We start from the raw sequence: 26,696 nt of genomic DNA on the forward strand, positions 1-26,696 counted from the left end.
ATTTGTTTATATTTTTATTTACAGTGATATTTTGTGTTTGGTGATTTTTTTTTATTAACCGCAGAGGGCGCAGAGGGCGCAGAGGAAGAGTGGAGAAGGGTAGAGTTTAGACTGCAATTTTGGACTGTTTTAATCTGCTGAATTTTTCGGACAAGTTTTGACATTTGCCATCATAGATTATTTGACCGGCATCGAGGACGATCGCCCTTTCTGGATAATTGCTCGCCATGGCTAAGTCGTGCAATACTACCACTACTGTCATCCCCTGTTCTTTGTGGAGTTTGGCGAGAATTTCCATGACTTGTCGGGCGGCGATGACATCTAATCCGGTGGTAGGTTCGTCGGCTAATAAAATCCGTGGAGATTGAATTAAGGCGCGGGCGATGGCTACTTTTTGCTGTTGTCCACCACTGAGTAGTCCAGTTTTTTGATATGCTAGGTCTTGGAGTCCGAAATCTGCGAGTAATTCCAAAGCTCGATCGCGCTTTGGTTTCGGAAAACCCCACAGTGTCTGCCAAGTATTTAAGCTTCCTAAACAACCGCACAACACATTCTCGATCGCCTGGGACTGCTTCACCAAACCGCCACCTTGAAAAATCAAGCCGATCTCCCGACGAATTCGGGCGATCGTGCGCGTATTCATCACCATATCATTAATCCGCATCTCTCCGGTTTCGACGGGGACTAAGCCAACAAAGGAGCGCAATAGGGTGGATTTTCCCGCACCGTTCAAACCCAGTAAGGCGACAAATTCTCCTTGTTCGATCTTACAATCAATTCCGTTGAGAATTGACCGATTTAGCGAGGGGGAATAACGTGTTTTTATTTGAGAACATTCGATGGTCATCATCAGTATTTATTGATAAATTTTGGAACAGCAAATTACCAGTTTAAGGCTATTTTCATGCTGAGGCAGAGCCTCTGGAATTGCATTCCCAGGCAGAGCCTGGGAACGAGGTACGAGGTATTGCTCCCCGATCGCAGTCGAAGTAACCAATGACTCACCGTCAATAGTAAACAATAAACCTAATCAAATTATGGGTCTAATTTAGCGCGTTTCAAAGCTTGACTTAACGTTGCTAAATGGGTATTGTGATCGACTTTTACTAATCTTTGGGAATTGTACAAACTGCGGAACAATGAATTATTTGTAGACTCATTCATAGTCAAGAAAGCATTAATTAGCTTTTCTCGCATTGGGGCAGGAATGCGATCGTCAATCACAATTCCATGGGCGGGAACTCCCGGAACTTGTTGCAACACTCGCAATTGTTTACCTTCTGCTGCTGTAATCCAAGGTGGTAGCAAAGCATATTCTGATACCGCAGCAACTTCTGCTTGACCTTTTAAAACTGCTTGTAAAGCGCTACCGTAACCATCACCATAGGTGACATTTCCGAAGAAACTTTCTAATCTATCTGGTCCTGACACTAATCCTTGACCAACCAACTCTCCCACTGGAAAAATAAATCCCGAACCGGAAGTCCGAGAGGTGAAAGCAATTTTTTTACCTTTCAATTGTTCTAGGGTTTGCTTTGCACTACCTTTCGGGCGTAGGGGGCTGTCTTGACGCACGACAAATACAGAATCGTAGGTATTTCCGCCGGAATAATCGCTGCGAACTTCGGCTAAATACATCCGTGCTTTGGCTAATTGCTCAGCTTTCAAGGCGGCGCGCCCTGCGACAAAAGCTACATCAGCTCTATTTGCTCTCAAAGCTTCGACGGCTGCGGTTTCGTCGCCGATGACTGCTTCTACAGGAATTCCCATCGCTTTTGAGAGTATGGCTGCTACTTGATTAGCTTTGTTTTGCAAATCTGTGGCATCTCTACGATTGGCAAACACAATTCTAATGCGATTTATTGGAGCTTGTGCTCTCAAATCTCGATCGCCTTTGGGAGTCTGTTGGGCGATCGCCTTTTGCCCAATTCCCATGGTATTCGCAGCCAAACTCCCTAGCAGCAACAATCCTGCGCTAGCACCAGCCAGCACTTTTAAACTTACATTCATTAATCTCTCTCCTGTTTTAGCCCCAATGCTAGTTTACATTTTGACAATTAATTGCAATAACTAAATCATCTTAAAGGTTTTTTGACAATTAAGTGCAACAATGAACGATAGATATTGTTTATATGATTTATAATAAAAAGTTATCAGTTTACGGTGGAATATTTGCCTAGGATTGGCTGTAGGGGCGGGTTTTACCAAAAATAGAGGAAACTGACAAACAATCTAAATCAACCCGCCCCCACCCTGCAATATCTGCCTAGGATTGGCTGTAGGGGCGGGTTTTACCAAAAATAGGGGAAACTGACAAACAATCTAAATCAACCCGCCCCCACCCTGCAATATTTGCCTAGGATTGTTTGTAGGGGCGGGTTTTACCAAAAATAGGGGAAACTGACAAACAATCTAAATCAACCCGCCCCCACCCTGCAATATTTGCCTAGGATTGTTTGTAGGGGCGGGTTTTACCAAAAATAGGGGAAACTGACAAAAAATCTAAATCAACCCGCCCCCACCCTGCAATATCTGCCTAGGATTGGTTGTAGGGGCGGGTTTTACCAAAAATATGGGAAACTGACAAAAAATCTACATCAACCCGCCCCCATCCAAGCAATCAACCAAAATTCAACGGATCGACATCAATAGTTAAACTAACAGAACGAGGAATGCGTGAAGCGAAGCTATCCCGAAGGGAATCGCGCAATCCGATCAAATCCGACAAATCCACCGACTCATCCAAAGGTAACTTCAGCAAAATCTGCCACCGATACCGATTTGCTACCCGCATAATCGCGGCCGGTGCGGGCCCCAACAACTCACAACCCGGTACAGACAATCCCTCAATATACTCCTGACAAACAGACGCCAATTGTACCGCCGTCACCGCAACTTCCGCCGCCTCCAAACTACTTAATCGCAACAAAACCAGCCGCCCCGAAGGAGGATAATTCAGGGCAGCCCTTGCGGCTAATTCTGTTTCTATAAAACTTGCATATTCGTGCCGCCTAACTGCTTGAATTACCCGATGTTCGGGAGTATAAGTTTGCATAATTACCCTTCCCGGATCGTCACCTCTACCAGCACGCCCCGCCACTTGAGTTAAAGTTTGAAATGCCCGTTCGCTGGCCCGATAATCAGACAAATTTAGCAACCCATCAGCCGAAACAACCCCTACCAATGTCACCCCAGCTAAATCCAACCCTTTAGTCAGCATTTGTGTCCCCAACAAAATATCAGCTTCCCCCTGGGCAAATTGAGTTAACAATCTCCGGTGGTCGCCCTTATTTTTAGTCGTATCACTATCAAACCGAATTGCCCGCAATTGGGGAAACAATCTGGTTAATTCCTGTTCGACTCGCTGAGTACCACTCCCAAAATTTTTGAAATAAGGAGACCTGCATTCTGGACAATTTTGAGGGTGTCTTTCTGTATGGTTGCAGTAGTGACAACGCAACATTTCTGATGTTCCCTCGCTGATTTGGTGATAAGAAAGCGACACATCACAATTTGGGCATTCCATTACATAACCACAACTCCGACAAGAGACAAAGGTACTGTGTCCTCTTCTGTGAATAAATAGAATACCTTGCTGTTGTCTAGCTTGCAATTCTTCCAGAGCATTTTGCAGGGCAACGCTAAAAATCGAGCGATTTCCTTGTCGCAATTCTTGGCGCATATCGACTATTTGAATAGGCGGCATTGGGCGCGAATAAATGCGTTCTGGCAATGACAAATAATGAATACTTGGCAAGGACGAATTATTAATTTGAGTGGCAAAAAAAGTCTCTAAAGCAGGGGTAGCAGAACCTAAAATTAGGGGACAATTTTCTAATTCTGCCCGCCATTTGGCTACGGTGCGGGCGTGGTAGCAAGGGGCTGGTTGTTCTTGTTTGAAGCTGGTGTCATGTTCTTCATCGAGGATAATTAAGCCTAATTCAGGTAAAGGTGCAAAAATAGCCGATCGCGTGCCGATGACAATTTGTGGGGTTCCAGTGAGCATCTGACGCCATGTATCGTAACGTTCTCCGTCGGAGAGGGCACTGTGATATACGCAAATTTGCTCGCCAAAACGGGCGCGAAATCTATCTGTAAGTTGTGGTGTCAGGCCGATTTCTGGGACGAGTACGAGAGCGGATTTGCCACTAGCTAAGATTGGGGCGATCGCCTGTAAGTACACTTCAGTTTTCCCAGAACCTGTCACACCATGTAGCAGCACTTGACGAAAACCCGAAAAACTGTTAATAAATGCTAAAGCTTCAGCCTGAAAATCAGTTAAAGTTTTGGGTGAGTCGGCAATTTGGGGAATTGGGCGATCGCCCCTGAGCACTTCCCTTTGGTCAATTACCACACTACCTTTGACTTCCAAAGCTTTGACAACCGACGAACTAGCACTGCAAATTTTTAATAAATCATTCACCCACATTTCACCGCCACCGCGCCGCAAAACCTCCAAGACTTCTTGTTGACGCTGGGTCAAATCCGTCACAAAAGCATTGACAATTAATGTGACTGCCGGTTTGAGTTTTGGTTTGGGAGGATGAGGGGGTTCTAAATAACTTTCTACCCAACCCCGTTTTAATAAATCTCGCAATCCCCGATAAGCCCCCTTCACTTGCCGTTGGAGGTATTGCCAAGTATAATCGCCGTTTTTTTGAGCTTGCAATAATTGTAAAATTTGACTAGCAGCGGGATTCAGAAATAATTCCGCATTAGGAGCAATAGCATTTTTATTTAACCGAATGCGACGCACAGAACGGCTTAACAATCCCGGTGGTAAGGAAGCTCTAATTACTTGAATTAAAGGCGTGCAATAATAGGTAGCAGTGCGTTCGATCAATTCCCAGTAAGTAGGAACAAAAAATCCAGTGCTGACTACATCTTCAACATCTTTAACCTGTGCGGGGTCTAAGTTTAGCGGTAGTTGAGAAACAAAACGAATGGCGATCGCCCCCACCTGTTGACTGCCAAATGGTACACTCAGAATATCTCCTGGTTGCACCGTCAGTTGGGCCGGCAACCGATAGGTCAATAACTTGTTTTCCTCCCCTGGGGTGTCCCCCGCACCCCTGAAAGGAGAGTCTACCAAAACTTCGATCCACTGTGCCGGCACGGTGGGGCGACTCGGAGGTCGATCGCTGCCGTAAAATGCCCCAGACTCAGCAGCGGAGGGCGTTGACAAACCAAAAGTGAGAGTAGACATAGCATTACACACCAAACTAGAAACAGCCGCAGTCATGAAATGTTAGATTTGAGATTTTAGATGCCCCCAGTCAGCCTGCTTTCAGAATGAATCCGGGGGCATGAGACCAAAGAGCTTTCAATCAAAGAGAGTTTTTATTATCGCTCAATTTTTCAAAATTAAACATAAAATACTCTGCTATTTTATCCCTGACTTTTTAAATAAGTTGGGCATTTTTACTGAGCTTATTTCTGCATAATTTATATTAAAATTAACTATTAAATTTAGCTAATATAGCAGTTTTCAACCAAATGATATCAAATCCGTTAGCATCGGAATAGTAAATTAGAGTTAACCGTCAACCCTCAACTGTCAACTGTCAACTGTCAACTGTCAACCGTCAACTGTCAACTGTCAACTGTCAACATAAGCTGTTTGTGTCGATCGCACTTACATCCGATCGCCATTTTGTGCTATGAATTACTACTTAAGTAATTTACACTGGGAGAGTATTGGATGTCAGGTAGCGAAGTCCGTGCAGATTTTTGGATGAGCGAGTACATTACCCCTTGGGATATCTACGTTCACGGCATCATACGGGTGCTGGCTTACAAAAAAACAGCCTTTCAAGAAATGTACGTCGTTGAAACCGGCACCTACGGCAAAGGGTTAGTATTGGATGGCAAATGGCAATCTTGTACAGGCGACGAGTTTTTGTACCACGAACCCCTAGTCCACCCAGCCATGACTATGCACGGTTCACCAAAAAAAGTCCTGGTTCTCGGTGGCGGTGAAGGCGCGACAATTAGAGAAGTGCTGCGCTGGAAAAGTGTTGAAAAAGTAGTGATGGTCGATATCGACGGTGAAGTAGTAGATGCTTGCCGCGAACACCTTCCAGAAATGCACCAAAATGCCTTTGATGACCCTCGTTGCGAAGTCGTAATCGGCGATGCTTTAGACTATTTAGATAACAGTGACAGCGATTGGGATGTTGTCATTTCTGACTTGTCAGATCCCATTGAAGAAGGCCCTTCTTTCCAGTTGTTTACAAAAGAATACTTCGAGAAAGTTCGCCGCGTCCTGTCACCTACGGGATATTTCGTCGTCCAAGCGGGTCCTGTTTCTCCAGCAGAAATGAAAATGCACGCCCGCATTGTCAATACGCTGAAATCAGTTTTCCCCAACGTTCAATCTTGCACCAGCTTTATTTCTACCTATGGAGCACCTTGGGGTTTTGCAGTAGCTTCAACTCAGGAAATCAACACCCGTCCAGAACCAGAAGTTACGGACAAATTACTCGCTGAACAAACCATTGGTGGGTTCCGAATGTTCGACGGAATTACACTGTTGGGATTGATGCAAGTTGCCGGTCACTTGCGACAAGTAATCGCGGCTGAAACCGAAGTTTACACTATGGCAGCACCGCCTAAGTTTTTCGGGAAAGGTTCTGTGGGCCAGTAAAATTACCATATTTCCCGTAGGGGCGGGTTTTACCAACAATATGGATAACCAACAAAACGAATAAATAAACCCGCCCCCACCCACAAAAAATCTGCATATATTTCCCGTAGGGGCGGGTTTTACCAACAATATGGATAACCAACAAAACGAATAAATAAACCCGCCCCCACCCACAAAAAATCTGCATATATTTCCCGTAGGGGCGGGTTTTACCAACAATATTTATTAGCAGCGAAAGGGATAGATAAACCAGCCCCCACCCACTAACAATCTCCATCTACATTTATTTATAAAATACTGGAATAATGCGGATTCAGATTTACCGTTGGGTGGGGGCGGGTTTATTTAGATAGTCGATTACAGTCAGAGATTGTTGGTAAACCCTTCGACTACGCTCAGGGCACCGCCCGCCCCTACAAGATTTTATTTATTATTGCTGCAATCAATTTCTTCACAAACCAATTCAGCGATTTTATTCGCCGCCCCGGATTCTCCTCGAACCCCACGCAAACGATCGCCCATTTGTGCTAATTTTTCAGGATGGCTCAAATAGTCGATCGCCAACTCGGCCACTGCTTCAGGTTCCAGTTTCCCAACCAACTCTGGTACAATCTCTGCTTGCGCCCAAATATTCGGCCAAGCATACAGTTTTCGCTTCCCCAATCGCCAAATTAGCCAATTAATCACCGTCGCAAAAACCGAACCAACAAACGGTAAATTTGCCAGCAATCCCGGCAAACCATCCCAAGCCTTCATCGCATCCAATTGCTGCGTTGGTAGCAAAACAATCATCGGTACAGCTAAAGAACCCAATTCGGCGGTATTGGCTCCCACAGTAGTTAAACACAAACTGCATTCTGATAGCAAATCATAGGCTGGTGTCTCAGTCCAAAGTTCTATTTGTAAGCCATTTGCTGTCATTAAAAATGGTGATTCTGTTACATGAAGTTTGGCGCTGGAGTTGGCAAATAAATGTAAACAAGGATTTTTTTCTGGGTCTGCAAAACCTGCTAAAGTTTGGATATCTATGGTGGGAGCAACCGGAATTACAAAGCGAGTTTCCGGGCGGAGGCGATGGATGGATTGGGCGATCGACAAACACAAAGGCACGCCTAAAGCTAGTTTGGCAGCCTTGGAACCTGGTAACAATCCAATTAGTTCTTTTGGAGGAGTTGGACAAGGCAGAGCCCCTGGAACTGCGTTCCCAGGCTCTGCCTGGGAACGAGAAACCTCGGCAATTAAATCTCCGACAACTGTAAATTTATTAGCATATTTTCGAGGTATTTTATCAAATTTTTGTGGTTTCATGGTGGCAAATTTATCAATCCAGCGATACCACCTTGCCTCCCATTCCGCATAGATAACAGTGCGATATTTGAGCCTTTTACCAATAATAACTGTAAAAAATTGGTCGCCACCTAAAAATAAAACAACTCCTTTTTCATGCCAATCCCAATTTTCCACTGTTTTGCCGGATAATAGGAATGGCAAAAAATCCTCTGGTGCTTGCACTCTGTCAACTTCTGGGTAAGAACTTGCGATTTGTGCTTCTTTCCCCGTGGCGTGGGGACAGGGGGACAGGACAACGGAAATACGCACAGATGTGCGATCGCATCCTAAATGTTCTCGCAAGGCTTGTACGACGGGACGTACCCAGGTTGCTAATTCTCCGGGGCCGTTAGAGAGGACTAAAATATCGACTGCCATGGGATTTAAGATTTTAGAGGATACAAAGGAGAATATATGACCGATTTAATTAATGCCGCCAAAACAGGTGATGTTTCTACTGTAGAATCTGCGATCGCACAATGTGCAGATATCAATGCCAAAGATGAGGAAGGTGCTACGGCTTTGACGGCTGCGGCTGAGACTGGCAATACTGAACTCGTAACAAAATTGCTCGCTGCAAGTGCCGATGTCAACAGTCAGGATAATGACGGTTGGACACCTTTAATGAGCGCGGCTGCTGCGGGACATAGAGAAATTGTACAACTTTTGTTGGAGGCGGGAGCTCAGGTGAACGCTAAAACAAATTTTGGTTTGACAGCTTTAATGAGTGCCGCTGGTAGTGGACGGACTCAAGTTGTGGAGTTTTTAATCGAGAAAGGAGTTGATATTAAGGCTAAGGATAACAACAGTTGGACTGCCTTAATTTGGGCATCTTCTGAGGGTCATAAAGATGCAGTTGAGGTGTTGAAACTAGCGCGCGATCGCCCTTAGAACTCTTGCAAAAATACAATGCACCCCTCCCCAACCCGGACCTTACTAAGGGGAGGGGGCAAGATTATTCTTGTTTCCCCGTCGTTATATCGTTGACCGTTGCATGGGAATGATTTAACCACAGAGAACACAGAGAGAAATGAATAATTCCGATGAAGAGAGGAATTGATCTTACTAAGGGGAGGGGGCAAGATTATTCTTGTTTCCCCCCGAACTCGCGGGGGGACTAAGGGGGGTGAATTTGACTTGGGCAAGATATCCATTAAAAGACTTAGCAACCGGGTTTATTGAATAAACCCGGTTTTTGGATGATACAATTAATTAATAAATTTGCCATTTTTCTATCATGGTACTATTCGATCGAGAAATGCGTTTGCCAACTAGCGCCGAACTTCCTTCTTCGGATGATACTCCTGTGGATAACGAAAATCAAAACTTCCTTCCCAACTTACTGTTATTCTTGCTCAAATTTCACTGGCGGCAGCGGAACGACTGGTTTTTTGCGGTCGATATGGGAGTTTATCACACGACGGGAGTAAGTCATCTGGTTCCAATTGTTCCTGATGGCTTCTTGAGTTTGGGTGTGGTAAGGTTCAAAGGCGATACTTTGCGCCTCAGTTACGTCCTTTGGGAAGAAAATAATATTCCCCCGATTTTTGCCCTAGAGATTGTTTCTCAAACTTACGGCGGTGAATACGATAAAAAAATTGATATTTACGCGAAGTTGGGCGTGCTGTACTATGTGATTTACAATCCCTACTACTGGCGGCGAGACCAACATCAACCCTTTGAAGTTTATCGTTTGGTAAATGGCGAGTACGAACAGCAAATTGGTGAACCTTTTTGGATGCCGGAAGTGGGTTTAGGAATCGGTCGAGGTCGATACAGCGATGGGGAAACACAGTTGGAGGTTTTGTACTGGTTTGACGAAGGAGGTAGTAGGTATTTGACGGCTGAAGAATTGGTGGCTCAATATCGCGATCGCTTTGGCGAGTTGCCCCAATAGCAAAGTGCGATCGCCCTTTTTGTTGAATGTGCGATCGTATTCCCCAGCAACAATCAGCCAAATCCCCAATAGCTTCGAGATTTCTAGCCAAGTAGAGATCAGCACCCCGACTCACAAAAAACTGAGTCATTTGATTAATTCGTTCCTGCGTCGCCGGATCGTACAAAGAAATCGATTCCCCCAAACGATTCGAGTGAAACTGCTCCCGCTGCGTCACCAAAGTGGCTAAGGCTGCAATCCCCATGGAACCTCCCATATTTCGCATCATATTAAACAAACCCGAAGCCGAACCAGCCTCGTGTTTCTCCATACCCGCAGTGGCGATCGTTGATAGCGGCACCATGATTAAAGGCTGCCCAAAAGCCCGCACTAATTGGGACCAACGTAACTGATCGATACCCGTATCGTGAGTCATGCTGGCATTCATAAAACAACTCAGCGCAAACAAACTAACACCCACAGCAATCATCAGTCGCATATCGATACGCTGCATCAATTTCGGCACCATCGGTACGATGAATAACTGCGGTACTCCCGCCCACATAATTACCTCGCCAATTTGCATGGCATTGTACTGCTGAATTTGACCTAAATACATCGGCAAAATAAACACTGAACCATACAATCCCACTCCCAAGGATACATTCACAATAGTAGCTAAACCGAAATTGCGACGTGTCAGCAACCGCAAGTTAATTAAAGGTTTTTTTCGCGTTAGTTAGATCCAGAAAAAAGTCCCCAGAAAAATTGCAGCAATGATGCTGAGACGGACAATAAACTCCGAACTAAACCAGTCTTTGCGACTCCCTTCTTCTAAGACAACTTGCAGGGAACCCAAGCCGATCGCCATTGAGATAATTCCCCACCAGTCGCCCCCTTTTAGCAGTTCTAATTGCATCGGCTTAGGGTCAATTGCGTACCAAACAGCGGCTAGCAGCAGCATTCCCGGAACCAAATTTAAATAAAAGACATATTCCCATCCATAATTTTCTGTTAACCATCCTCCTAATGTCGGTCCGATCGAGGGTGCAAAAGTAGCTGTCAGAGCAAACAGCGCCATACCAATTGGCTGTTTTTTGGGTGGCAAATTCGTCAGCAAAAATCCAAACGCCATCGGAATTAAAATGCCACCTGTAAACCCCTGCAAAGCTCGAAATACAATCATTGAATTCAAGTTCCACGCCCAAGCGCAGCACATGGAAAAAAATGTGAACAGGGCGGCATTTACTAAGATGTATCGGCGCACGGAAAAGACTTGGGACAGCCAACCTGTCATGGGAATTACGACGATTTCTGCGACTAGATAGGCGGTGGAAATCCAAGAGCCTTCTTCTAAGGTTGCGCCTAATGCTGCTTGAATGTCTTTGAGGGAAGCGTTGGTGATTTGGATGTCTAAAACTGCCATGAATGCGCCGAGAATTGTTCCCATGACGCCGATCCAGGTTTTTAGGGGAACGCGATCGCTTTGCTGTTCTATAATTGCACTTGGATTTGCCATTGGTTTTACCTCTGGTGTAATTAATTTGGATTTTTTAACCGCAGAGGGCGCAGAGGGCGCAGAGTAAGAGAGGGGAAGAGGGTATTTTACAAGTTGTTTAGGAAATTAAACCCATTTTTTGATAGATTGGTGTAACTAGGTGTTTTAAGGCTGGCAATTGTTTGGTGAAAACTGTGGCTGCTAATACACAAATTATCCCTCCGATTAGGACTGTATTGGGTGCTCCGATATAGTTGGCTAATCCACCTGCAACTAAGTTGCCAAAGGGGGTGATTCCAAAAAATGCCATTGTGTAAATGCTCATGACTCGGCCGCGTTTTTCGTCGTCAACTATGGTTTGCAAAAATGTGTTTCCTGCTGCAAATTGCAAGATGAAACCAATTCCTACAAACAGCATCATGATTAATGACAACCACAGGGCTTTTGACAGGGCAAAACCGATTAGTCCAAAGCCCATAATTGCTGGTGAGATGGCTATTAATTTGCCGATGCCAACTACTGTTTTGCGGGTGGTTAAATAAATCGCTCCTGCGAATGCTCCTATGCCGGAAGCTGCCATCAAAAAGCCTAGGGTTTGCGGGCCACCGTGCAGAATTTTAGTGGCAAAGATTGGGACGAGAACTGTGTGGGACATTCCGGCAAAGCTGACTAATGCTAATAGCACTAAAATGGCTCTGATTGGCGGAAATCCAAAGGCATAAATAAATCCTTCTTTTAGTCTTTGTAAGGGTTTGGTATTGGTTTCTGCTATTTTTATGGGCTTGATATTCATGGCTAACAAGCCTACAATTACGGCGATGTAACTGAGTCCGTCTATGAGAAAACAATAACTTGGTCCGACTGTGGCTATCAGCAAACCGGCGATTGCTGGGCCGATTAATCTGGCTCCATTGAACATGGAAGCGTTAATGGCGATCGCCTGTGCTAAATCTTCTTTCTTTTCTACTAGCTCTGGTACAAAAGCTTGGCGGGCTGGCGCGTCAAAAGCATTAATTGCTCCTTGACACAAACTCAGGACAATTATCTGCCAAATGTTGATAATTCCTGTTAGTGCTAAAAATGCTAGGATTAATGATTGAATCATTGCCAAAATTTGAGTGGCAATTATCACTCGGTGGCGGTTCCATCTATCTATTAAAACTCCTGCAAAAGGCAGTAGTATTAGTGTGGGAATTTGACTTGTGAATCCGACTAAACCGAGCATCCAAGGTGAATCGCTCAAATTGTACACAAGCCAAACAGTAGCAACTTGTGTCATCCAACTGCCAATCAGAGAGATGCCTTGTCCTGCAAAAAATAGGCGATAATTTCTCGATCGCAGCGCGCGAGGAAGTTTGATATTTTTAACTTTGGCTAGTGGATTCATTTGATATTAAGTCTAGTTAATTACAGATATTGTACGGGAATAGGGCATAGGGCATAGGGCATAGGGCATAGGGCATAGGGCATTGGTGTCAACTTAAGCATGAAAGCCTTGGTATCTCTCGTTCATAGCCAACTCTAGATCCCCCTAAATCCCCCTTCCCAAGGGGGACGAAAGATCGGACTCTTGTCCCCCCCTTGGGAAGGGGGGCTAGGGGGGATCTAGGGTTAATAGTCTTGCCAGCAGTCTGTGACAGGGTTTGACGTTAAGTTGACACTAATGGGCATCATGATATGAGAGTAGGGCTATAGCTATCCTATTTGATTTGTCAAGATTTTTTTAGGGTAAGTAAGCCGATTTAAAAAACAGAGTAGCTAGATAGCCGACTTCCCAAAGAAGTCGGCTATCTAACAGCTCATTTTACTGATCGCTGAGGATTGCTGTATCAGCCAGAGGTTCTATTTTTCGGTTCCCGAAAACCAGGAAACGAGATATAGCAATCCTAAATCAGTTGTGTAATTTTTGTAGGGGCAATCCCCCCGTGGTTGCCCCGCTTATGCTGGGGTAGGCACGGGGGCACTACCCCTACAAATCCTCATGAATGATTTAGGATTGCTATATTTCTTCCCGCCACCCGATTCCCCTTTTTCTAATCTATGCTCAACAGCCAAGTACCGAGGTAACGTAGCAAGGGGACATCCCCAGGGGTGCGGATGCGAACGTTGAAATTGTACATTCCTCCTGGCGATGGGTTTTTGACGTTGGAGAGCACAACCTCAACATTGTTGCCGGCAGCAATGGGATCTTTGGGATAAATTTCTATGAAACGATTTTCTTTGTCCCAGATTACTTCTTGCAATTCTATTGATTTGTTTTTGACGCGCACTTGAATGTCTTTTTGGTCGAATTCACCTTTGTAGTAGTTTGGATAGGAAATGTTGAGTTGGGCGATCGCCAGACTTACTTTTTTGGCTGGAATGCGCAGTCTATATCTGTCACCACTCATCCCAGATTTGCCGTAATCTAAGCGGTAGTTTAACTGATTCCCGCGCTCTGGGCCTCCGAAAATTGTGAATCCCGGCATTCCTTGGGCTAAACTGATGGCGGGTAAGCCAGTCAGTAAGCAACTTGTAACCGCTAGTGCTGAAAATAATCGTCGCATAATCACAACTCCTCTAACTAAAATTACGATCGAACCTTGAATATTTAGCAAATATTTAGTGCTGACAATTTGCTATTAGCTCTCCAATATTACCGACTCTCTGAGAAATTTGATGAGGGCGATCGCTTAACAATATAGGTGAATTTTTTGATGCCATATCCCAGGCTGATATTCAAGATACAGAATTAGTCAGCACGTTAGTATATCATGTTTTGCAACAAATTTAACAGTTTAGCGAATCTGAATCTATAAGACAAGTTAAAGATACGGCTCGAATTTGGGCGATCGGCTTTACTATCAACGAGAGAAGTTTAGGGTAACGGCTGCTCCAATGTAAAGCAAGGCATCTGGCGGTTAAAAATCGCACTTCCAGAAACCTGCGGAGGCGCGTCAGTGTCTGTGTAGGCGCGGTTTCAACCAGACAAGGGTTAACTAGAGTAAAGGAGAATTCATGAAATTAGCGATCGCAAAAGAAATAGCAGCAGGCGAGCGCCGGGTGGCTTTAGTACCCGACGCTGTGGCCAAATTGGTAAAACAAGGCGTCCAAGTTTTGCTTGAGGCCGGTGCCGGAGCAAAATCCTTTTTCTCGGATCTTGCTTACGAAGCAGCCGGAGCTCAGATTGTCGCCGATACCGCTACGCTGTGGGGCGAAGCCGATGTCGTCGTCAAAATCGGGGAATTGCAAGAGTCAGAAGTTCATCAACTGCGTGAAGGAGCAGTTTTCATCGGATTTTTGAATCCTTTGGGAAATCCGGCTTTGGTGCAGCGTTTAGCCGATCGCCATGTTACCGCATTCAGCATGGAAATGATCCCCCGCACCAGCCGTGCTCAAAGCATGGATGCGCTGTCATCTCAGGCTAACGTAGCTGGTTACAAAGCCGTACTAATCGCAGCAGCGGCTTTACCGAAGTATTTTCCGATGCTGACAACGGCGGCGGGTACGATTCGCCCCGCGAAAGTCTTGGTAATGGGTGTGGGCGTTGCGGGCTTACAGGCGATCGCCACAGCCCGTCGTCTGGGCGCAGTAGTCGAAGCCTTCGACATCCGCCCGGAAACAAAAGAACAAGTGCAAAGCTTGGGTGCTAAATTTATCGATGTCGAACTCAAGGAAGAAACTGTAGCAGCAGGTGGCTACGCCAAAGAATTATCAGAAGCAGCGAAAGAACATACTCGCCAAGTGCTTACTCAGCACGTCGGCGCTTCCGATGCAGTAATTACAACGGCTCAAGTTCCTGGTAGAAAAGCCCCGATTTTAGTTACTAGAGAAATGGTTTCTCAAATGAAACCGGGAGCAATAATTGTTGACCTCGCGGCGGAACAAGGCGGCAATTGTGAGTGCACGGAAGCGGGTAAAGATGTGGAATGGAACGGAGTTAATGTGATTGGACCGATTAATTTGCCATCCTCAATGCCTGTTCATGCTAGCGAAACTTACTCGAAGAATGTCTCGGCTTTGCTTCAGTTGATGCTGAAAGATAAGGAGCTAAATTTGAATTTTGAAGACGATATCATTGCTGGTTCCTGTGTGGCTCGTGATGGTGAGATTAGCAATCAGCGAGTGCGGGATGCTTTGGCTGCTTCCGCAGTCAGCAGTCATTAGTCAGTAGTCATTAGTTAGTAGTCATTAGTTAGTAGTTAGTAGTCGGGAGTCGGGAGTCGGGAGTCATTGAAAATAACAACTAACAACTAATGACTAACAACTAATGACTAACAACTAATGACTAACAACTAATGACTACTGACTAATGACTAACAACTAATGACTAATGACAAATAACCAATTACCAATTCACACTTATTATGGCAGAAGGATTGATTGCAGGTTTAGTGGTGTTTACTCTAGCATCGTTTGTGGGATTTGAAGTAATTAACAAAGTCCCCCCGACGCTACATACACCTTTGATGTCGGGTTCCAATGCGATTTCAGGAATTGCGGTTTTAGGCGCAATTCTAATTTCAGGCCAAGGTAATGTGACTGTTACTTCTATTTTGGGGACGATCGCGATCGCCCTTGCCACAATTAACGTTGTCGGCGGTTTCTTAGTCACCGATCGAATGCTACAAATGTTCAAGAAAAAGGAGGTTAAAGCGTGAGTGATTTTCTGCCCAGTGGCATTCAGCTAGGCTATCTAGTAGCCGCATCTTTATTTATCGTCGGTTTGAAACAATTGGGTTCACCGGCGACTGCGCGTCAAGGAAATGTGTTAGCTGCGATCGGGATGTTGATCGCGATCGTCGGTACGTTGCTAGAAAAACAAGTAATCAGCTACGAATTGATTGCTGTCGGCATCATCGTGGGTTCCATTTTGGGAACGATTATGGCGAATACCGTGGCGATGACGGATATGCCGCAGATGGTAGGTTTGCTTAACGGTTTTGGAGGCGCGGCTTCTGCACTCGTGGCTGTGGGCGAATTCTGGCGCTATCTCAGCATCCCGGAATCGCCGGCACCTGACGCGACAATCACGATCCTTTTGGGCGTGTTGATTGGCGGGATTACTTTCACTGGTAGCCTTGTGGCGTTTGCGAAACTGCAAGAATTGCTACCGGGTGCGCCGATGACGTTTCCGCTACAACAGCCGTTTAATGCCATGCTGGCGATCGCACTTTTAGCCGGCAGCGGTTATATGTTGTTTAACCCGGAGGATGTCCCGGTATTCCTGGGTTTGGTGCTGATTTCCAATATTTTGGGAATCATGTTTGTGCTGCCGATTGGTGGCGGTGATATGCCCGTGGTGGTGTCGCTGCTTAACTCCTATTCCGGGATTGCGGCGAGTGTGGCTGGGTTCATTTTGATGAACAATATGCTGATTATTGCTGGTGCATTGGTAGGCGCGTCGGGGATTATTTTGACGCAAATCATGTGCAAGGCGATGAATCGATCGCTTGGTAGTGTACTGTTTAGCGCGTTTGGTAGCGGTGGTGGAAGTGCTGCGGTTGCTGGAGTTGCTGGTGGTGGCGCTACTGACAAAACTGTTCGCAGCATCAATCTCGAAGAAAGTGCGATGATGTTAGGCTATGCGCGATCGGTTGTGATTATTCCCGGCTACGGGATGGCTGTAGCGCAAGCACAACACGCCGTGCGCGAGTTAGCCGACGGTTTGGAAAAAATGGGTGTTGACGTCAAATACGCCATTCACCCGGTGGCTGGGCGGATGCCGGGGCACATGAATGTGTTGCTAGCAGAAGCAAATGTGCCTTATCCGCAGTTGTACGACATGGACGATATCAACCCGCAATTTGAAGAGACTGATGTGGCGTTGGTGATTGGTGCGAATGATGTGGTGAATCCGGCGGCGCGTCACGATACGGCGAGCCCGATTTATGGGATGCCGATTTTGGAGGTTGATAAGGCTAAACATACGATCGTAATTAAGCGCGGGATGAGTGCTGGTTTTTCGGGTGTTGACAATGAGTTGTTTTATAAAGATAAGACAATGATGTTGTTTGGTAGCGCTAAGGATGTGGTTGCGAAGTTGGTTGCTGAGGTGAAGCAGTTGTAGGATTTTGCGATGCCGAGAAACCGGGTTTTTTTACGAAAATATTTCGTTGTAGTCGATAGATTTGATGAAAAACCCGGTTTCTTTGGAGAAACCCGGCGGTTGAAACCGCGTCTACACAAACAAAGTCCGCCTTCGCGGACTAAGAAAATGAGCGGGTATTTAAGTCTGATTTGATATCAATATTCTTCAGTCGGCGGAGGCAGACTTCGTTTGTGTAGAAGCGATTTCAATCGCCGAATCTATCTAAATATTCTTCAGTCGGCGGAGGCCGACTTGGTTTGTGTAGAAGCGATTTCAATCGCCGAATTTTATCAGCCGATTTTTGACTTCAGAAGGATCTGCTGTCTCAAAAAATAGTTCTAGCGCCTCGATCAGATTTTGTCGCGCTTCTTCTATATTCTCACCTTGGCTGGCAATATCAAGTTCTGGGCAAAGGGATACATATCCATCGCCTTCTCGTTCAATAATTGCTGTAAACTGTTGTGTTGACTTCATAATACTATCATAGCATTATTCGACATCTGGCAAGTTTTCGGGAATCCGTTACTTGGCTGATGTAGAAATTCTCAACTTATTATCGCTCTTGTTGTCTATCAAAATTTTATCGAGGATTCAGTACCGTGAGTAATAGTGGAAAGTTCTTTAACGTCGCAAACCTGACTGTTGGTGTACTAAGTTTGTTAGCGGCTGTTGTCGGTGCGGGAATTGCTTATGCTCAAGGTTGGATGCCCCTGTTGGTTGGACAAAACGCTCGTTTTTCCTGCGAACTTCGCCCAGATACTCAGCGGGGAGGTGAAGTTTGGACTGTCATGTACCGTCACGATAAAGGTCAACAACCTTGGCTAAAAATGGTCACAACTTTAGGCGGTGATTATACGCCTGTAAGACGCTGCCAAATAATTTCTGAAAGCTTGAACGGTTATCGCAAAGATGGTTTAATTCGGTTAGCTTATAGAGAGGAGCCTAAGACGCCGAATCAATACGTGATTTGTGCTAAAACTAAGTTGAGTGGCGACGAGGTTTGTCCGCTGGTGTTGACGTTGAAGCCCGGTAGCGAAACAGAGGCTTATCAAGCAATGCGAGATATGACTGAAAATTTGTTGAATGGTGGTAATGCGGTTTATCAAAATAGCGATGGTAAGGTGGCAACTTCTAATTTTTCTCCGTCTTCGCCAGAGATTGATTTAACTCCTTTTTTGGCTGAAGAGGATCGGATTGCTGGATCTAATTCTGCTAAGTGATATTAAATTTAGTAGGTTGGGTTACAACCTCAAACTAAACTCCACACCCACAAAAAAACCAAAACAAAAACCCCAAGCCCCCCTAACAACCCAACGAAACTCCAACGCTCCCCCAACACTCCCTCCGCAATAACCACAACACCCACAAGTAAACCAGTACCCCCCATGAAGTACACACCACACCAAACCAGAACTGCCTCGTCACTTGGCGTCCTCGACAACCAACTCTTATACCACTGCTTCAACCTGCTATTCAGCGCCCTTGGCGACGCTACTCCCGGACTCGGCTTAGAACCGGGGGACTGCCGGATTGGATTTCCGAGAAGCGGATTCGGCTTAGAACCGGGGGACTGCCGGATTGGATTTCCGAAGGATTCCGTCCCGGGGGACTGAGTTGGATTTAGATTTAGATTTGTCCGATTTGCCAGATAAGTTTTAATCGGAATTCCCCTCGGCAATTTATCCTTCGCCTGCCCGTGAACTGCAACCACTTTACCGCTAGCATCTAAAACAGGCGCACCACTTATCCCAACCGAAACTTGAGCTGTATAGTTAATTCCATATCCCTCCGTCAACACAACATTAATCCTCGATACTGAACCTTCCAAAAATTCCGGCGCTAAATCTTCATTTTGAAGAACAGGAAAACCAGAAATATAGATTTTATGTCCTACTTTCAGCTCGTTAGAATCGCCAAGATTGACACTTTGATAAGGACAATTTTCCCCAGCAGACTTAAATGTCACCACTGCTAAATCGTAAGTAGGACTTGTTTGAATGCTGTCAGTTGTATGACTTTGTTTATCCTGATAAGTTTGCAGTTTTAAACTATAGCCTTTAACCACATGACCGGCGGTAAGAACAGTGCAAACTCCCTTTTTTCCCGGTACAATAAACCCGGTACCGTGTCCGCCTTGATTTTCGTAGTAAATCAGCACGAGGCTCTTGTTAACTGTTTCAGCAATTTCTTGAGATGACTTCGGCTGGGAGCAACTTGTTAAGGACAGTCCGATGAGGAAAAAAATTAGCCAGCAAGAGCGAAATTTCATAGATTTTGCTGATTGTTTTAGGGAATAAGGGAGTAAATGAATAATTTCTACAACAGTAGTGATGTGTTGTTTTCCAGATAGGAGATTAACATGAAAGTATACCATTTTTTTGAAGTCGTAGCTACGGGTAAGGAGATGGGAGTATCGAGAGGTGACAAGTTAAGATTAAAAGCCTCTCGATCTCTCGCTGGTAGCCAAGTCTAGATCCCCCTAAATCCCCCTTAAGAAGGGGGACTTTGACTGCTCTCTTGTCCCCCCCTTCTTAAGGGGGGCTAGGGGGGATCGAGATTTTGTGGACTCACTTTTATCGAATCTGTGGACAGAAACCAAGTATCTTCGTAAAAAAACCGGTTTCTGGGCCTTATGTAAATCTTATTCCGTTATAATTTAGCTAGGATATTCTATCTGTAAAAATGGGATAGTAAATAATGACACTCACCGAATTAAAAATCGATCTAGCATCCTTAAATTCAGCCGACAAAGCAGCGGCTATAGAAATTTTACTTCAAACCTTAAGCACTGGTGCTATAGGCATTAAAAAGACTCCCGGCGTGTGTGGCGACGATGCCTGTGTTGGCAATACTCGCATACAAGTTTGGGTACTTGTGGGTTATCGCCGTCTCGGATGCAGCGATGCTGAACTTTTGAAGTTCTATCCCCATTTGACTGCCGCTGATTTAGTTAATGCTTGGGCTTATGCCGATGCTTACCCAGACGAAATTGAACAAGCAATTAAAGAAAATGAGGAAGCCTAAAACATGGCACGAATTTATGCAGACGAACAGTATCCGTTGCCAGTAGTTGAGTTTCTTCGACCTTTAGGTCACGATGTTTTAACAGTTCAAGAAGCCGGAAACGCAGGATTAGGAATTCCTGATGAGGATGTATTGGCTTTTGCAGTGAGTAATGAGCGAGCAGTTTTGACTCTCAATCGAGGTGATTTTATTCGACTGCATCGCTCACAACTGAACCAGATTTATCAATGGTTTTCGTCTTAAGTTGATACCTATGGGGAATGGAATAGCTAGCGCTCAGAAGTTTACGCTTCTTTGAAGAATCTGATGATTTCGCGGACGTGGTTGAGGAATTTTCCGTCATCGGTGAGTTGCGCGATCGCACTTTCTGCATCTCTTGCCAGTTTAGTATGTTCTGCCTCATTGGTAGCCGTCAAGTTTTGGAGAGATGCTGCTAGTCGAGTTAAGTCTCTTTTGGTAGCTTCCTGCTTTCGCTCTTGGATAGCTACCCAAGAATTCGGATCGTCAGAGTTTAATTGAGCTTCTAAATTTTTAATGGTAGATTCTAAGTTGGCGAATCGGCTGCGGAGTTCGAGAATGTCTTCGCGCGGGTGCAAAAATTGACGGCGAATCATTGTCAGCCGCGCTGCTAAATATTGATAACCTCTAATCGCTGGACGCAGTATAGTTAACAGCAGTGCAGCACCGGAACTGAGATAGCCAATGGCGCTAATTCCGGTGGCTGCGAGGGCGTAAAGGGCGATCGCACTCAACAGGTGCAGTCCGATGGCCACCAGGAGCGATCGACTAACTAATACAGTAACGTATTTGACTTGTTTCTCGTCAACTACGATGCCTTTTTCGGTGGATTCTGTGGCTTGGGCTAAAACTTCTTTAGCTTCAAAGTGGATATTCCACGGAACTGTAACTATCAACAATAGCCATTCAAAAATAGCAATGGCAATTACCCAATCAATGAAGCTGCCGGCGGGGATGTGCAACCATTGCAGAATGGCAAAAACTAATAGTAAAAATATGCCTGTGCTGGCACCAAAACCTGCGAAAGTGTAATACATTGCGATCGCCTTTGTGGAATGTTTTTTTGATTGTGTGCGGGTTTGCAGGAGTAGGTGAAAACAGTGTGACAGTTAGGAAAGCTTCCTATTCAACTTGATGGCTAGCCATTACGTAGGGGCTTTTGGTATGTAAAAAGGGTGTGACAGTTAGGAAAGCTTCCTAATTCCTCTGGAACACACCTCCAGAGCCTGTTTTTGACTGTTTGTTTGGAGAAGTCTCAGATACCAGCAGAATCACTTAGGGCTGAGATAAACTGATTTGGATGGCGATCGCCCGTTCAGCGAGTTCCGTGTCTCTAACTCAGTCCTGGACGCACAGCATCTACAATTGACTCTAGCGTCTTCATGTAAATATCTGGCCGTCTACTACTTAAAATCAAAAGTCAGCAGCAAGGACAAACCGATGGCGAACTCAACTCTTGGTCTAGAAAATCAACTTTACGATTATCTATTATCTATTTCCCTGCGGGAGCCAGATATTCTTCAGCAACTGCGAGAAGAAACTGCTAAACACCCTATGGGTATGATGCAAATCGCTCCTGAACAAGGTCAGTTTATGGAGATGCTGGTGCAACTGATGGGAGCGACAAAAACCTTAGAAATTGGGGTTTTTACGGGATATAGCTCCCTGTGCGTAGCTTTAGCACTGCCTTCAAACGGGAAAATTGTTGCTTGCGATGTCAGTGAAGGATATACTGCGATCGCGCGTCGCTATTGGGAAGCAGCGGGTGTCGCCCACAAGATTGCTTTACACTTGGGTCCGGCAATTCATACTCTCGATAAGCTCATCGCCGAAGGACAAACAGGAACTTTTGATTTTGCTTTCATTGATGCGGATAAAGAAAATTATGAGGGTTATTTTGAGCGATCGCTCCAACTGGTACGCAATGGCGGTTTAATTGTAATTGACAATGTTCTGTGGTCTGGACGAGTGGCAGATCCTCAAGTACAAGACCAAAGTACCCTAGCCCTTCGTACTTTCAACGACAAATTGCGTAACGATCCCAGAGTAACTCTCAGTGTTGTCCCGATTGCTGATGGACTGACTTTGGCATTGAAACGCCGCTGGGCTACGATGATGGAACCTCAAAAGAATTGAACTACCACCGCTGTACCGCCCTATCGGTCAGCGTCTGGTAGTTAAATACTATATTTAAATAACATAATTAATTGGTTTGAGGCAGAAATTCTGGTGTCTAATTTACAGGTAAAATTGCCAATTCACGAAACTTTTCAGTCTACCGTTCAAGGCGAGGGATACTGGACGGGGACTTTAGTTGATTTTATCAGATTAGCCGGTTGCCCTGTGAGGTGTCCTTGGTGCGATACTGGTTACTCTAATGGTGGCAAAGATTTACCCGCAGTACCACAGTCGATCGCCCAATTGCTCGCTCAGTTGCAGTCAAAAAGAGTTGTAATCACTGGCGGTGAGCCTTTCATTCACCGGGATTTACCTCAGTTAGTACAAGCTTTGTTAGCAGCCGATAAGCAAGTGAGTATTGAAACTTCTGGTGCTTACTGGCTAGATGTTTCACCCCAGGCTTGGATTACTCTTTCTCCTAAAGAACACGTCAGTCCTAAATATCCCGTACAAGAGCTTTTTTGGAGTAGAGCTAATGAAATTAAATTGGTGGTTAGCACTGGTAAAGAAGTTGAATTTTATCAGAAATATTTGGCAATCAATGTTGATATTCCAGTTTTTATACAACCGGAATGGAACTCTAAAGATGCAGCTATTCCGATTATATTGGAATTGCTCAAACAAAATCCTCGTTACAGGTTATCTTTGCAAATTCATAAATTTATTGGCGTGCCATAGTTCCCAGCATCTCCTATCAATTCCGGTTGTATCGGAATGATTTAACCGCGAAGGCGCTAAGGACGCGAAGGAAGAGAAGAGAGAGTTTAATACAAGACGATGAAGAAAGGATTTGATATCACCTAGGAAGACCAAGGATAATTTTTAATTCGTACAGAATATGGAACTGGATTTGAAAAATCAAAGATTCCAGGTTTAGCCCCACGGGGCGACGGAAACTTATTTGACAATTATTTGATATTCTTGAGTTTGGATGCCAGCTATTCCAAAGGCAGCGCTAAGATAGTTAAGCACTGTTTTGCACTACTCCCATGTCCCAACGCCCCGAAACCTCAAACAGCCAGCCAAGTGCATCCCTCAACGGGCATAATCTGACGACTCCTAACTCTCATAACCAAAATACGATTCGGGTTCGCGGTGCCAGACAGCACAACCTCAAGAATATCGATTTGGAACTGCCGCGCGATCGCCTGATCGTGTTTACGGGTGTCTCCGGTTCTGGTAAGTCTTCCCTGGCTTTCGATACAATTTTTGCCGAGGGACAGCGCCGCTACGTGGAGTCTCTCAGCGCCTACGCGCGACAGTTTTTGGGACAGTTGGATAAGCCGGATGTGGACGCGATTGAGGGCTTGAGTCCGGCTATCTCGATCGACCAAAAGTCAACTTCCCACAACCCGCGATCGACTGTGGGCACTGTTACAGAAATTTATGATTACCTGAGACTACTCTACGGCAGAGCTGGCGAACCCCACTGTCCGATTTGCGATCGCTGCATTGCGCCACAGACAATAGATGAAATGTGCGATCGCGTCATGGCCCTTCCTGACGGTACTCGCTTTCACCTTCTCGCGCCCGTGGTACGCGGAAAAAAAGGCACTCACCGCAAATTATTATCCAGTTTAGCCACAGAAGGATTTAGTCGAGTCAAAGTTAACGGCGAGATTTTAGAACTTTCGGAAAATATCGAATTAGATAAAAATCTAACGCACAACATCGAAATAGTTATTGACAGGTTAATTAAAAAACCTGGTTTAGAAGAACGTTTAGTTGATTCTCTCTCGACTTGTCTGCGTCATTCAGAAGGAATTGCCATCATAGAAGAGTTACCAGCAGAGGAAAATTCCGAACCAAATCCACCCATCGTATTTTCCGAAAACTTTGCGTGCCCGGAACACGGCGCAGTAATGGAAGAACTGTCGCCCCGGTTATTTTCATTTAATTCGCCCTATGGTGCGTGTCCAAACTGTCACGGTTTGGGCAGTTTACGCACCTTTGCGCCAGAGTTGGTAGTCCCGGATGCGAAAGCGCCTATTTATTGTGCGATCGCCCCTTGGTCTGACAAAGACAATTCCTATTATCTCTCTTTACTTTGCAGTGTTGCTGATGCTTGCGGATTTAATATTGACATTCCTTGGTATCGTTTAAGGCCGGAACACCAGCGGGTACTTTTGTATGGCAATGAGGAAAATCAAACAAGAGAAAATAAGAAACGCGACCCCAATTCCAGCGATTTAAGAAGAGATTTTAAAGGTGTAATTGCCATGTTGCAACGCCAGTATGAAGATACTGGTTCTGATTTGATTAAGCAGAAGTTGGAACAGTATCGCGTTGATAAACATTGCCATGTTTGTCAGGGTAAACGCTTGAAACCAGAAGCACTTTCAGTGCGGTTGGGACAGTACGGCATTGTAGATTTAACCAGTATTTCGATTCGGGAATGCCGGGAACGAGTAGATAATTTAGGATTGAGCGATCGGCAATTTCAAATATCCGATTTAGCCCTCAGAGAAATCAAAGCCAGACTGCAATTTTTGCTTGATGTCGGATTAGATTATTTGACTTTAGACCGCGCAGCAATGACCCTTTCTGGTGGGGAAGCCCAGCGAATTCGACTAGCTACTCAAATCGGTTCCGGTTTGACTGGAGTGCTTTATGTTTTGGACGAACCCAGCATTGGTTTGCACCAAAGAGACAATTTTCGACTGCTGCAAACTTTAACAAAGTTACGAGATTTAGGCAATACTTTGATTGTCGTAGAGCATGATGAAGAAACAATGCGATCGGCAGATCACATTGTGGATATCGGACCGGGCGCCGGCGTACACGGCGGCAAAATTATATCCCAAGGAAGTTTAGCAGACTTGCTAGCCGCTGAAGAATCCTTAACTGGTGCTTATCTGTCAGGAAAGCGAGTAATTGAAACCCCAGCCCAAAGGAGAAAAGGCAATGGCAAATCCCTCTCCATCACCAATGCGAGGCGCAATAATTTAAGAAATATTAATGTAGAAATTCCCCTGGGCAAACTGGTCTGTGTTACGGGAGTTTCAGGCTCTGGAAAATCTACATTAATCAATGAATTGCTGTATCCTTCCTTACAACACTACCTCACCAAAAAAGTTCCTTTACCACCAGATATGGACGCGCTCAAAACAAAAGGTGAACGCTCCATAGAAGATGTAGTTGATAAGGTAATTGTCATCGATCAATCTCCCATCGGTCGTACACCACGTTCCAATCCCGCCACTTACACGGGAGTCTTTGATGTGATTCGAGATTTGTTTTCCGAAAGCATTGAAGCTAAAACCAGAGGTTACAAAGCCGGACAGTTTTCTTTCAACGTAAAAGGAGGCAGGTGTGAAGCTTGCAGCGGTCAAGGTGTTAACGTCATTTCGATGAATTTTCTGCCCGATGTTTACGTGCAGTGTGAGGTTTGTAAAGGGGCGCGCTACAACCGGGAAACCCTGCAAGTGAAGTATAAAGGCAAGTCAATTTCTGATGTTTTGAACATGACTGTGGAGGAAGCTTTGGAAATGTTTAAAAACATTCCTAGGGCGGGGGCTAGACTGCAAACTTTGGCTGATGTTGGCTTGGGTTACATTCAGTTGGGACAACCCGCACCGACCCTTTCTGGGGGCGAAGCACAGCGGGTGAAATTGGCAACGGAATTGTCCCGTCGCGCTACTGGGAAGACGCTTTATTTGATAGATGAACCGACGACTGGTTTGTCGTTCTATGACGTTCATCATTTGTTAAATGTGTTACAAAGATTGGTGGATAAGGGGAATTCCATTTTGGTGATTGAACACAATTTGGATGTGATTCGGTGCTGCGATTGGGCGATCGATTTGGGGCCGGAAGGGGGAGATAAGGGAGGTGAGATAATTGTGGCTGGAACGCCGGAGGACGTGGCGGCTAATCCTCGTTCTTATACTGGGAAATATCTGCAAGTTGTTTTGCAGGAACATCCTTTGGGTGAGGCTGTAGCTGTCACTTGATTCGGCGATTCAAAGAGAGAATTATTAACAGTCGTTGCCGATAAATTCCCAAAAATTGCACACAGCCTAGCCAAAACTCCAGCCACTCTCAAATAATCAACTCA

At 45.2% G+C, this 26,696-nt stretch carries 20 protein-coding genes and 2 pseudogenes; 12 read left to right on the top strand and 10 right to left on the bottom strand.

Going from position 1 to position 26,696, the window contains the following annotated elements:
- Window positions 1-106: 106 nt before the first annotated feature.
- The 3 genes from P2A85_RS12120 to priA all read right to left on the bottom strand — a co-directional run bounded on the left by P2A85_RS12120 (window position 107) and on the right by priA (window position 5,206).
- Window positions 107-850, bottom strand: coding sequence for a phosphonate ABC transporter ATP-binding protein (locus P2A85_RS12120; RefSeq protein WP_377480231.1), 744 nt, complete (start codon window positions 848-850; stop codon window positions 107-109).
- Window positions 851-1,035: 185 nt separating this feature from the next.
- Entirely contained in the window at window positions 1,036-2,010 is a 975-nt protein-coding gene (locus tag P2A85_RS12125) for a phosphate/phosphite/phosphonate ABC transporter substrate-binding protein (RefSeq protein WP_377480233.1), read from the bottom strand.
- A 610-nt stretch (window positions 2,011-2,620) separates the two neighbouring features.
- On the bottom strand, window positions 2,621-5,206 hold the full coding sequence (priA, locus tag P2A85_RS12130; protein ID WP_377480237.1) for a primosomal protein N': 2,586 nt from the start codon (window positions 5,204-5,206) through the stop codon (window positions 2,621-2,623).
- A gap of 495 nt (window positions 5,207-5,701) precedes the next feature.
- Here priA and P2A85_RS12135 point away from each other — a divergent pair, with 495 nt between their 5' ends.
- Window positions 5,702-6,646 carry a fused MFS/spermidine synthase gene (locus tag P2A85_RS12135; protein ID WP_377480240.1) on the top strand — a complete coding sequence of 315 codons (945 nt, stop codon included), beginning with the start codon at window positions 5,702-5,704 and terminating at the stop codon, window positions 6,644-6,646.
- A 423-nt stretch (window positions 6,647-7,069) separates the two neighbouring features.
- On the opposite strand, the gene P2A85_RS12140 is transcribed toward P2A85_RS12135, so the two are convergent.
- Window positions 7,070-8,353, bottom strand: coding sequence for a lipid-A-disaccharide synthase (locus P2A85_RS12140; protein WP_377480243.1), 1,284 nt, complete (start codon window positions 8,351-8,353; stop codon window positions 7,070-7,072).
- A gap of 36 nt (window positions 8,354-8,389) precedes the next feature.
- Between P2A85_RS12140 and P2A85_RS12145 the strand changes: the two genes are divergently transcribed.
- Entirely contained in the window at window positions 8,390-8,866 is a 477-nt protein-coding gene (locus P2A85_RS12145; RefSeq protein WP_377480246.1) for an ankyrin repeat domain-containing protein, read from the top strand.
- Window positions 8,867-9,233: 367 nt separating this feature from the next.
- Window positions 9,234-9,872, top strand: a complete 639-nt coding sequence (locus P2A85_RS12150) for a Uma2 family endonuclease (RefSeq protein ID WP_377481455.1) — start codon at window positions 9,234-9,236, stop codon at window positions 9,870-9,872.
- A 250-nt stretch (window positions 9,873-10,122) separates the two neighbouring features.
- Here P2A85_RS12150 and P2A85_RS12155 read toward each other — a convergent pair.
- The 3 genes and pseudogenes from P2A85_RS12155 to P2A85_RS12165 all read right to left on the bottom strand — a co-directional run.
- A pseudogene (locus P2A85_RS12155) lies at window positions 10,123-11,370 on the bottom strand (MDR family MFS transporter); the annotation flags it as partial.
- A gap of 97 nt (window positions 11,371-11,467) precedes the next feature.
- Window positions 11,468-12,736: an MFS transporter gene (locus tag P2A85_RS12160; RefSeq protein ID WP_377480248.1), complete on the bottom strand. Its 1,269-nt coding sequence runs from the start codon at window positions 12,734-12,736 to the stop codon at window positions 11,468-11,470.
- 646 nt (window positions 12,737-13,382) lie between these two features.
- On the bottom strand, window positions 13,383-13,895 hold the full coding sequence (locus tag P2A85_RS12165; protein WP_377480251.1) for a DUF2808 domain-containing protein: 513 nt from the start codon (window positions 13,893-13,895) through the stop codon (window positions 13,383-13,385).
- A gap of 451 nt (window positions 13,896-14,346) precedes the next feature.
- Here P2A85_RS12165 and P2A85_RS12170 point away from each other — a divergent pair, with 451 nt between their 5' ends.
- The 3 genes from P2A85_RS12170 to P2A85_RS12180 all read left to right on the top strand — a co-directional run bounded on the left by P2A85_RS12170 (window position 14,347) and on the right by P2A85_RS12180 (window position 17,398).
- On the top strand, window positions 14,347-15,495 hold the full coding sequence (locus P2A85_RS12170; protein ID WP_377480254.1) for a Re/Si-specific NAD(P)(+) transhydrogenase subunit alpha: 1,149 nt from the start codon (window positions 14,347-14,349) through the stop codon (window positions 15,493-15,495).
- Between the two features lie 200 nt (window positions 15,496-15,695).
- Complete coding sequence (locus P2A85_RS12175) at window positions 15,696-15,989, top strand: NAD(P) transhydrogenase subunit alpha (RefSeq protein ID WP_006633295.1); 294 nt, start codon at window positions 15,696-15,698, stop codon at window positions 15,987-15,989.
- Window positions 15,986-17,398, top strand: a complete 1,413-nt coding sequence (locus tag P2A85_RS12180) for an NAD(P)(+) transhydrogenase (Re/Si-specific) subunit beta (RefSeq protein ID WP_377480257.1) — start codon at window positions 15,986-15,988, stop codon at window positions 17,396-17,398. Before P2A85_RS12175 ends, P2A85_RS12180 begins: the two co-directional genes overlap by 4 nt.
- A 294-nt stretch (window positions 17,399-17,692) precedes the next feature.
- Here the strand turns inward: P2A85_RS12180 and P2A85_RS12185 are convergent, their stop codons facing one another.
- Window positions 17,693-17,893, bottom strand: coding sequence for a type II toxin-antitoxin system HicB family antitoxin (locus P2A85_RS12185; protein ID WP_377480259.1), 201 nt, complete (start codon window positions 17,891-17,893; stop codon window positions 17,693-17,695).
- Between the two features lie 125 nt (window positions 17,894-18,018).
- Between P2A85_RS12185 and P2A85_RS12190 the strand changes: the two genes are divergently transcribed.
- Complete coding sequence (locus tag P2A85_RS12190; RefSeq protein WP_377480262.1) at window positions 18,019-18,639, top strand: COP23 domain-containing protein; 621 nt, start codon at window positions 18,019-18,021, stop codon at window positions 18,637-18,639.
- Window positions 18,640-18,668: 29 nt separating this feature from the next.
- Here the strand turns inward: P2A85_RS12190 and P2A85_RS12195 are convergent, their stop codons facing one another.
- On the bottom strand, window positions 18,669-19,688 hold the full coding sequence (locus tag P2A85_RS12195) for a trypsin-like peptidase domain-containing protein (RefSeq protein ID WP_377480265.1): 1,020 nt from the start codon (window positions 19,686-19,688) through the stop codon (window positions 18,669-18,671).
- 428 nt (window positions 19,689-20,116) lie between these two features.
- On the opposite strand from P2A85_RS12195, the gene P2A85_RS12200 reads away from it, so the two are divergent.
- Complete coding sequence (locus P2A85_RS12200; protein WP_377480268.1) at window positions 20,117-20,443, top strand: DUF433 domain-containing protein; 327 nt, start codon at window positions 20,117-20,119, stop codon at window positions 20,441-20,443.
- 3 nt (window positions 20,444-20,446) lie between these two features.
- Window positions 20,447-20,659: pseudogene (locus P2A85_RS12205) on the top strand (DUF5615 family PIN-like protein); the annotation flags it as partial.
- A gap of 68 nt (window positions 20,660-20,727) precedes the next feature.
- Here the strand turns inward: P2A85_RS12205 and P2A85_RS12210 are convergent.
- Window positions 20,728-21,498, bottom strand: a complete 771-nt coding sequence (locus P2A85_RS12210; RefSeq protein ID WP_377480271.1) for a hypothetical protein — start codon at window positions 21,496-21,498, stop codon at window positions 20,728-20,730.
- Between the two features lie 403 nt (window positions 21,499-21,901).
- On the opposite strand from P2A85_RS12210, the gene P2A85_RS12215 reads away from it, so the two are divergent.
- From P2A85_RS12215 to uvrA, 3 genes are all read left to right on the top strand, one after another.
- On the top strand, window positions 21,902-22,597 hold the full coding sequence (locus P2A85_RS12215; RefSeq protein WP_377480274.1) for a class I SAM-dependent methyltransferase: 696 nt from the start codon (window positions 21,902-21,904) through the stop codon (window positions 22,595-22,597).
- 93 nt (window positions 22,598-22,690) lie between these two features.
- A complete protein-coding gene (locus P2A85_RS12220) occupies window positions 22,691-23,317 on the top strand; it encodes a 7-carboxy-7-deazaguanine synthase QueE (protein ID WP_377480277.1) in 627 nt (208 codons plus the stop codon).
- A gap of 311 nt (window positions 23,318-23,628) precedes the next feature.
- Window positions 23,629-26,592 (top strand): excinuclease ABC subunit UvrA, encoded by a 2,964-nt coding sequence (gene uvrA / locus P2A85_RS12225; protein WP_377480280.1) that lies wholly within the window; start codon window positions 23,629-23,631, stop codon window positions 26,590-26,592.
- Window positions 26,593-26,696 lie beyond the last annotated feature (104 nt).

The organism is Microcoleus anatoxicus (assembly GCF_042465725.1).
Taxonomy (GTDB): Bacteria; Cyanobacteriota; Cyanobacteriia; order Cyanobacteriales; family Microcoleaceae; genus Microcoleus; species Microcoleus anatoxicus.

Excerpts from the sequence above, each read along its gene's own strand:
- P2A85_RS12120 (WP_377480231.1), bottom strand. The coding sequence starts at position 850 with ATGATGACCATCGAATGTTCTCAAATAAAAACACGTTATTCCCCCTCG.
- P2A85_RS12125 (WP_377480233.1), bottom strand. The coding sequence starts at position 2,010 with ATGAATGTAAGTTTAAAAGTGCTGGCTGGTGCTAGCGCAGGATTGTTG.
- priA (WP_377480237.1), bottom strand. The coding sequence starts at position 5,206 with ATGTCTACTCTCACTTTTGGTTTGTCAACGCCCTCCGCTGCTGAGTCT.
- P2A85_RS12135 (WP_377480240.1), top strand. The coding sequence starts at position 5,702 with ATGTCAGGTAGCGAAGTCCGTGCAGATTTTTGGATGAGCGAGTACATT.
- P2A85_RS12140 (WP_377480243.1), bottom strand. The coding sequence starts at position 8,353 with ATGGCAGTCGATATTTTAGTCCTCTCTAACGGCCCCGGAGAATTAGCA.
- P2A85_RS12145 (WP_377480246.1), top strand. The coding sequence starts at position 8,390 with ATGACCGATTTAATTAATGCCGCCAAAACAGGTGATGTTTCTACTGTA.
- P2A85_RS12150 (WP_377481455.1), top strand. The coding sequence starts at position 9,234 with ATGCGTTTGCCAACTAGCGCCGAACTTCCTTCTTCGGATGATACTCCT.
- P2A85_RS12160 (WP_377480248.1), bottom strand. The coding sequence starts at position 12,736 with ATGAATCCACTAGCCAAAGTTAAAAATATCAAACTTCCTCGCGCGCTG.
- P2A85_RS12165 (WP_377480251.1), bottom strand. The coding sequence starts at position 13,895 with ATGCGACGATTATTTTCAGCACTAGCGGTTACAAGTTGCTTACTGACT.
- P2A85_RS12170 (WP_377480254.1), top strand. The coding sequence starts at position 14,347 with ATGAAATTAGCGATCGCAAAAGAAATAGCAGCAGGCGAGCGCCGGGTG.
- P2A85_RS12175 (WP_006633295.1), top strand. The coding sequence starts at position 15,696 with ATGGCAGAAGGATTGATTGCAGGTTTAGTGGTGTTTACTCTAGCATCG.
- P2A85_RS12185 (WP_377480259.1), bottom strand. The coding sequence starts at position 17,893 with ATGAAGTCAACACAACAGTTTACAGCAATTATTGAACGAGAAGGCGAT.
- P2A85_RS12195 (WP_377480265.1), bottom strand. The coding sequence starts at position 19,688 with ATGAAATTTCGCTCTTGCTGGCTAATTTTTTTCCTCATCGGACTGTCC.
- P2A85_RS12200 (WP_377480268.1), top strand. The coding sequence starts at position 20,117 with ATGACACTCACCGAATTAAAAATCGATCTAGCATCCTTAAATTCAGCC.
- P2A85_RS12210 (WP_377480271.1), bottom strand. The coding sequence starts at position 21,498 with ATGTATTACACTTTCGCAGGTTTTGGTGCCAGCACAGGCATATTTTTA.
- P2A85_RS12215 (WP_377480274.1), top strand. The coding sequence starts at position 21,902 with ATGGCGAACTCAACTCTTGGTCTAGAAAATCAACTTTACGATTATCTA.
- uvrA (WP_377480280.1), top strand. The coding sequence starts at position 23,629 with ATGTCCCAACGCCCCGAAACCTCAAACAGCCAGCCAAGTGCATCCCTC.